7 protein-coding genes and 1 pseudogene are annotated in these 5774 nt (G+C 66.9%); 6 read left to right on the forward strand and 2 right to left on the reverse strand.

Annotated elements, in window-relative coordinates; translation table 11 throughout:
- The 5 genes and pseudogenes from ACXJKR_RS22390 to ACXJKR_RS22410 form a co-directional block, all read left to right on the forward strand.
- Window positions 1–196: pseudogene (locus ACXJKR_RS22390) on the forward strand (DNA polymerase III subunit delta'); the annotation flags it as partial.
- Between the two features lie 15 nt (window positions 197–211).
- Complete coding sequence (locus ACXJKR_RS22395; RefSeq protein WP_082532892.1) at window positions 212–652, forward strand: PilZ domain-containing protein; 441 nt, start codon at window positions 212–214, stop codon at window positions 650–652.
- Between the two features lie 15 nt (window positions 653–667).
- Entirely contained in the window at window positions 668–1453 is a 786-nt protein-coding gene (locus tag ACXJKR_RS22400) for a TatD family hydrolase (RefSeq protein ID WP_056201658.1), read from the forward strand.
- Window positions 1450–2124, forward strand: a complete 675-nt coding sequence (locus tag ACXJKR_RS22405) for an ankyrin repeat domain-containing protein (protein WP_457324684.1) — start codon at window positions 1450–1452, stop codon at window positions 2122–2124. Before ACXJKR_RS22400 ends, ACXJKR_RS22405 begins: the two co-directional genes overlap by 4 nt.
- A 116-nt stretch (window positions 2125–2240) precedes the next feature.
- On the forward strand, window positions 2241–2462 hold the full coding sequence (locus tag ACXJKR_RS22410; RefSeq protein ID WP_056201663.1) for a hypothetical protein: 222 nt from the start codon (window positions 2241–2243) through the stop codon (window positions 2460–2462).
- A gap of 51 nt (window positions 2463–2513) precedes the next feature.
- On the opposite strand, the gene efp is transcribed toward ACXJKR_RS22410, so the two are convergent.
- Both efp and earP read right to left on the reverse strand, forming a co-directional pair.
- On the reverse strand, window positions 2514–3068 hold the full coding sequence (gene efp / locus ACXJKR_RS22415) for an elongation factor P (RefSeq protein WP_056201666.1): 555 nt from the start codon (window positions 3066–3068) through the stop codon (window positions 2514–2516).
- Between the two features lie 96 nt (window positions 3069–3164).
- The gene (earP, locus tag ACXJKR_RS22420; RefSeq protein ID WP_457324685.1) at window positions 3165–4184 is read right to left on the reverse strand and encodes an elongation factor P maturation arginine rhamnosyltransferase EarP; all 1020 of its coding nucleotides are present in this window, start codon (window positions 4182–4184) and stop codon (window positions 3165–3167) included.
- Between the two features lie 43 nt (window positions 4185–4227).
- Between earP and uvrC the strand changes: the two genes are divergently transcribed.
- Window positions 4228–5774: excinuclease ABC subunit UvrC (gene uvrC, locus ACXJKR_RS22425; RefSeq protein WP_457324686.1), on the forward strand; the 1547-nt coding region annotated here is incomplete at its 3' end.

A 5774-nucleotide genomic window follows, 5' to 3' on the forward strand; every position in this document is an offset into this window, starting at 1 on the left:
CCGCAGCCACGGGCAGCGCGGCCAGTTCTTCGCGCCGGCGGCCCTGCCTGCGCCCAAGCGCGCCGCACCGTTGCTGAGCTGGGACGCCGAACTGCGCCGCGCCGCCCGCCACGCCGACCATCCGCTGAACGCCGGGTTGTGGATCGAGGCCTTGGTGGCGCAAGCCCAGACGGCCATCTCGGCCGCCGCGCGCTGACTACACTCGCCCTTCATGAGCGACGCCCCCTCCTCCAAGTCTCCGCAATTCCAGCCCAGCAAGGTGAGCGGTAGCCTGCCCTTGCCCACGGTGAGCGGTCAGGGCGCATCGTCCGGCGCGCGGCCCAGCGTCATCCAATTGGTCTTCCGCGAGAAGTCGGCGCTCTACGCCGCCTACATCCCGGCCTTCACGGAAGGCGGCCTGTTCGTGCCGACGACGCGAGACTACAAGCTCGGCGAAGACGTCTACCTGCTGCTGGCCCTGCCCGAGGACAACCAGCGCTATCCGGTGGCCGGCAAGGTGGCCTGGCTGACGCCAGCCAACGCGTCGGGTGGCCGCACCCAGGGCGTGGGCGTGCGCTTCCCTGGTGACGAGAAGACCCGGTTGATCCGCGTCAGGATCGAGGAAATCCTGGGCACTGCGATCTCGTCGAGCAAGCCGACTCAGACCCTTTGATTCCTGTTCCCGTCGATGTTCGTTGACTCGCATTGCCATCTCAGCTTCCCGGAGCTGAAGCAGAACCTTCCCGCCATCCTGGCCGACATGCAGGCCGCGCAGGTCGAGCAGGCCATCTGCATCTGCACGCAGATGGAGGAGTTCGAGGCCGTGCATGCGCTGGCTCTTGAGCATGCCCAGCTGTGGGCCACCGTGGGCGTACACCCCGACACCGAGGACATGCGCGAACCCGACGTGGCGGAACTGGTGCGCCTGGCCGCGCTGCCGCGTGTCGTCGCCATCGGCGAGACCGGGCTGGACTACTACCGCCTCAACGGCCGCAGCATCGACGACATGGAGTGGCAGCGCGAGCGCTTTCGCACCCACATCCGGGCCGCGAAGGCAGCGGCGAAGCCACTGGTCATCCACACTCGCTCCAGCGCGGCCGACACGCTGCGCGTGCTGGACGAAGAGGGCGGTGAGCAGGCCGGCGGCGTTTTCCACTGCTTCACCGAGACGGCGGAAGTTGCCCTGGCCGCCGTCGAACGCGGCTACTACATCTCCTTCTCGGGCATCGTCAGCTTCAAGAACGCCCAGGACCTGCGTGACCTGCTGAGGCTGCTGCCGCTTGATCGCGTGCTGATCGAAACCGACAGCCCCTATCTCGCGCCGGTGCCCTTCCGCGGCAAGACCAATTCGCCGGCCTATGTGCCCCATGTGGCCAAGGCGGTGGCCGATGCGGTGGGCCTGCCGGTGGAGGAGCTGGCCGCCCGCACGACGGCAAATACGCGGCGGCTGTTCGGCCTGCCCGAAGCGGCATGAAGAAGGCATGGATCGCCGCGCTGGCGCTGCTGGCCACGACGGCCCTGCGTGCCGCGCCCGCTGACGAACTCGCCATTGCCGCCGAAATGAACGACGGCCGCGCCGTGCTGGCCCTGCTGCTCAAGGGCGTGGACGCCAACCAGGCTGACTCGCGCGGCCGCAAGGCCATCTTCATCGCCGTGCGTGAAGAGTCGCTGCGCGCGCTGGACAGTCTGCTGGCTTCGCCGCAGACGCAGGTGGACGAAGCCAATGCCCAGGGCGAGACGCCGTTGATGGTGGCTGCCATCCGCGGCTCGCTGCCGGCCGTGCAGGCCCTGGTCAAGCGTGGCGCCGCCGTCAACCGCGCGGGCTGGACGCCGCTGCACTACGCCTGCAGCGGGCCGGACAACGGCGTGGCGGCCTTCCTCATCGCTCACGGCGCCGAGCTCAATGCGCGCTCCGAGAACGGTACGACGCCGCTGATGATGGCGGCGCGCTACGGCAACAGCGATCTGGTGCCTCTGCTCATCAAGGCGGGCGCCGAGCCGCGCGCGGCCAATGAGCAGGAACTGACGGCGGCCGATTTCGCCCAGCGCGGCGGCCGCGATGTGATGGCCAAGGAGCTGCGCCTGATCATTCAGGAACGCCAGCGCGCGGCCAAAGCTGCAGAACCTGCCAAGAGCGCCAATTAGTTCTCGCCCCGGGGGCCGTGTAGGGAAAAGTCTTACAGCGGCTAGCGCGCTGGGCCGACTGTTGCGCCAAGGCGCGGCTGCCTAAAGTGGAGTCATCGTCAAACACGAGGCCCACCATGCTGTCCAACACCCCGAATCTAGCTGACCCCTTCGCGATGCTGATCTCCCCCGCCGAGGTGATGAACGCCATCGAGCGTTCCGACCGCCTGGCGCGCCTGCAGAGCCGCATCTACCGCCCGCTGGACCGCCCATGGATCCCGGTCAAGGCTTCGGCCGATTTCGACAGCGAGATCGACGCCGAGCTGGAAGTCCCCGATCTGTCTGACGACGCCGAATAAAGAAAAACGCCCGCTGATGCGGGCGTTTTGCTGGAGGCCGGAGGCGTCTGCTTAGACGCGCTTGCGGTACTCGTGRGTGCGGGTGTCGATTTCGATCTTGTCGCCGTTCTCGACGAACGCCGGCACGGAGATCTCGAAGCCGGTGCCCTTCAGGCGGGCGGGCTTCATGACCTTGCCCGAGGTGTCGCCCTTGGCGGCCGGCTCGGTCTCGATCTCGCGCACGACGCTGGTGGGCAGTTCGATGGAGATGGCTTTGCCGTCGTAGAAGGTCACTTCCGCGGCCATGCTGTCTTCGAGGTAGGACAGAGCGTCACCCATGTTCTCGGACTCGACTTCGTACTGGTTGTACTCGGTGTCCATGAAGACATACATCGGGTCGGCGAAGTAGGTGTAGGTGCACTCCTTCTTGTCGAGGATGATCTGCTCCATCTTGTCGTCGGCCTTGAAGACCAGCTCGGCACCCGCGCCGTTCAGCAGGTTCTTCATCTTGATGCGCACGGTGGCAGCACCACGGCCACCACGGCTGTATTCGGTCTTCAGGACGACCATCGGGTCCTTGCCCTGCATGATCACGTTGCCGGCGCGGATTTCTTGAGCGAGTTTCATGGTGAATTGCGGTGTGAGGCGCCRGAGATTCCGGCTGGAYGGCGCACCAGACTCCAGGAGAACCCGTCTCGGGTTGGCGCGGCAAAGCCCGTCATTCTAGCTGGAAACCCCTAAGAAGCCCTGCAGCTGCGTCAGCAGGTCGGGCTGCGCCGCCAATTGCGCACGCCACCTCGGCGCTTGCTCGGCGGCCTCGTCCAGGCCGGTGAGCGAGGCGGGTAAGGGAGTCAGGCCGTTCCAGCCACGCCAGACCGCGCGCCAGGATGCAGGCAGTTCGGCACGCGCCATGAAGGCTTCGAGCTTGGCGTGATGGGCGTCGTCGTGCTGGGGATAGATATGCCAGACGAAAGGCTTGCCGGCCCATTGCGCGCGCACGAACGAGTCCTCGCCGCGCACGAAATTCAGATCGCAGGCCCAGAGCAACCGGTCGTAGTCGTCCTGGGCCAGATAGGGCAGGGCGATGGTGCGCAAGCGTGGGCGGTCGTGGTCCTGTGCCTGCAGCGGGCCGGGGCAGGCGAGCAGCAGCGTGGGCTCGTTGCCCAGCGCGTCGAGCAGAGCCGGCAGGGCCGCATTGGCATAGGCGAACAGGCTGACGACGCGCTCGCCAGGCAGCGGCGACCAGCCCCGCTCAGCCAGCCAGGCCGTGCCATCGAAGCCGGCGATGCGCTCCAACAAACCCGGTTCGCGCAGCAGGCCGCCGGTGCGTGGCGTGAAGCCGGGGTAGAAGAAGTGCTTGGTCAGCCCCGCGCCAGGGCCGCTGAACTGCGGTGAGGCCAGGCCATGGCTGCGCTCGACATAGTCCTCGGCGCTGAGGTATTCGAGATTGATCCACCGCGCTGGCTGCTGGCGCGCGGCCATGCGGGCCGCAAAGGCCGGCGGCAGTTCGCAGCCAAAGGCCTCGATGACGATGTCGCCGGGCTGCTCGAGCACGTCGCCCTCGGGCCAGGCGCGCACGTCGATGGCGGCGGGGCGGTCCGGTGCCATCCAGGCCAGGGCCGACGGCTCATCGATCCACAGCCTGGCCTCATCGCCGCGCGCCGCGAGGTCGCGTGCCAGCCGCCAGCAGACGCCCAGATCGCCATGGTTGTCGATGACGCGGCAGAAGATGTCCCAAAGCATCGGCGCTCTCATGCCCCGATTCTCCCAGGCCACAATTCCAGCCATGTCGAGTACGACCCCTTCCAACACCGATGCCGGTGATCCGCAGCAATCTGAGCAGGTGGCCGAGCGGGCCGCCATCGCCACCGCCGAAAAGCAGCGCACCGCCGAGGTGGAGGCCGCCGCGCGCGAGGGCCGCGAAAGGCTGCTGACCGAAGTCAATGCGCTGCCGGCCCTGCCGGGCGTCTACCGCTATTTCGATGCCAAGGGCGAGGTGCTCTACGTCGGCAAGGCGAAAGACCTGAAGCGCCGCGTCAGCAGCTATTTCCAGAAGAACCATGGCGGCACCCGCATCGGCCTGATGGTGGCCCGCGTTGCGCGCCTGGAAACCACGGTGGTGCGCACCGAGGCCGAGGCGCTGCTGCTCGAGAACAACCTGATCAAGACGTTGAACCCGCGCTTCAACATCGTGTTCCGGGATGACAAGAGCTACCCCTATCTGAAGATCACCTCGCACGCCTGGCCGCGCATGGCCTACTACCGCGGTGCGGTGGACAAGCGGCACAAATACTTTGGCCCCTTCCCGAGCGCCTGGGCGGTGAAGGAGTCCATCCAGCTGATGCAGAAGGTCTTCAAGCTGCGCACTTGCGAGGACAGCGTCTTCAACAACCGCAGCCGGCCTTGCCTGCTGCACCAGATCAAGCGCTGCTCGGGCCCTTGCGTGCCGGCCGGGCAGACGCCCGAGTACGCGCGTGATGTGGATAGCGCCGAGCGCTTCCTGCGCGGCGAGACCAACGAGGTGATGGCAGCGCTGCAGGAGCAGATGGGCGCCTATGCCGAGCGCTTCGAGTACGAGCTGGCGGCCGAGGTGCGCAACCAGATCCAGGCGCTGTCCAAGGTGCTGCAGCAGCAGGTCATCGAGGAAAGCAGCGCCACGGGCCGCGACCGTGATGTCGACGTGCTGGCCGTCAAGGTGCAGGGCGGCAAGGCTTGCGTGAATCTCGCCATGGTGCGCGGTGGACGGCATCTGGGTGACCGCGCCTTCTTCCCCAAGCATGTCGATGACGCGACTGCCGTTCAGCTCAACGATGAAGAAATGCTGTCGCCTGAGCGGCAAGTGCTCGAGGCCTTCATGGCCCAGCACTACCTGGCCTCGCCGGCTCCCGGGTTGATCGTCGTCAGCGAGATGGTGGATGCGGGGCTGGCCGAAGCCCTCGGCATCCAGACTGGCAGCCGCGTGACTGTGCAGGCCCAGCCGCGCGGGCAGCGGCGCATCTGGCTGGAGATGTGCGTCAAGGGCGCGGAGCTGGCACTGGCACGGCTGCTGGCGGAGGAAGGCTCCCAGCATGCGCGCACGCGGGCCCTGGTCGACGCGCTGGATCTGTCGGTTGCCGAGATTGACAAGTTCCGTGTCGAATGCTTCGACATCAGCCACACGGCAGGCGAGGCGACGATGGCGAGCTGCGTCGTGTTTGAGAACCACCAGATGCAGAGCAGCCAGTACCGGCGCTACAACATCGAGGGCATCACGGGCGGCGACGACTACGCGGCCATGCGCCAGGTGCTGACGCGCCGCTACAGCAAGATGGCCGAAGCCGCCCAGCTGGGCAC

Source organism: Roseateles sp. P5_E11 (assembly GCF_054049355.1).

Bases quoted from the DNA above. Each gene is read 5' to 3' on its own strand.
- ACXJKR_RS22395 (WP_082532892.1), top strand. From the start codon at position 212: ATGAGCGACGCCCCCTCCTCCAAGTCTCCGCAATTCCAGCCCAGCAAG.
- ACXJKR_RS22400 (WP_056201658.1), top strand. From the start codon at position 668: ATGTTCGTTGACTCGCATTGCCATCTCAGCTTCCCGGAGCTGAAGCAG.
- ACXJKR_RS22405 (WP_457324684.1), top strand. From the start codon at position 1,450: ATGAAGAAGGCATGGATCGCCGCGCTGGCGCTGCTGGCCACGACGGCC.
- ACXJKR_RS22410 (WP_056201663.1), top strand. From the start codon at position 2,241: ATGCTGTCCAACACCCCGAATCTAGCTGACCCCTTCGCGATGCTGATC.
- earP (WP_457324685.1), bottom strand. From the start codon at position 4,184: ATGCTTTGGGACATCTTCTGCCGCGTCATCGACAACCATGGCGATCTG.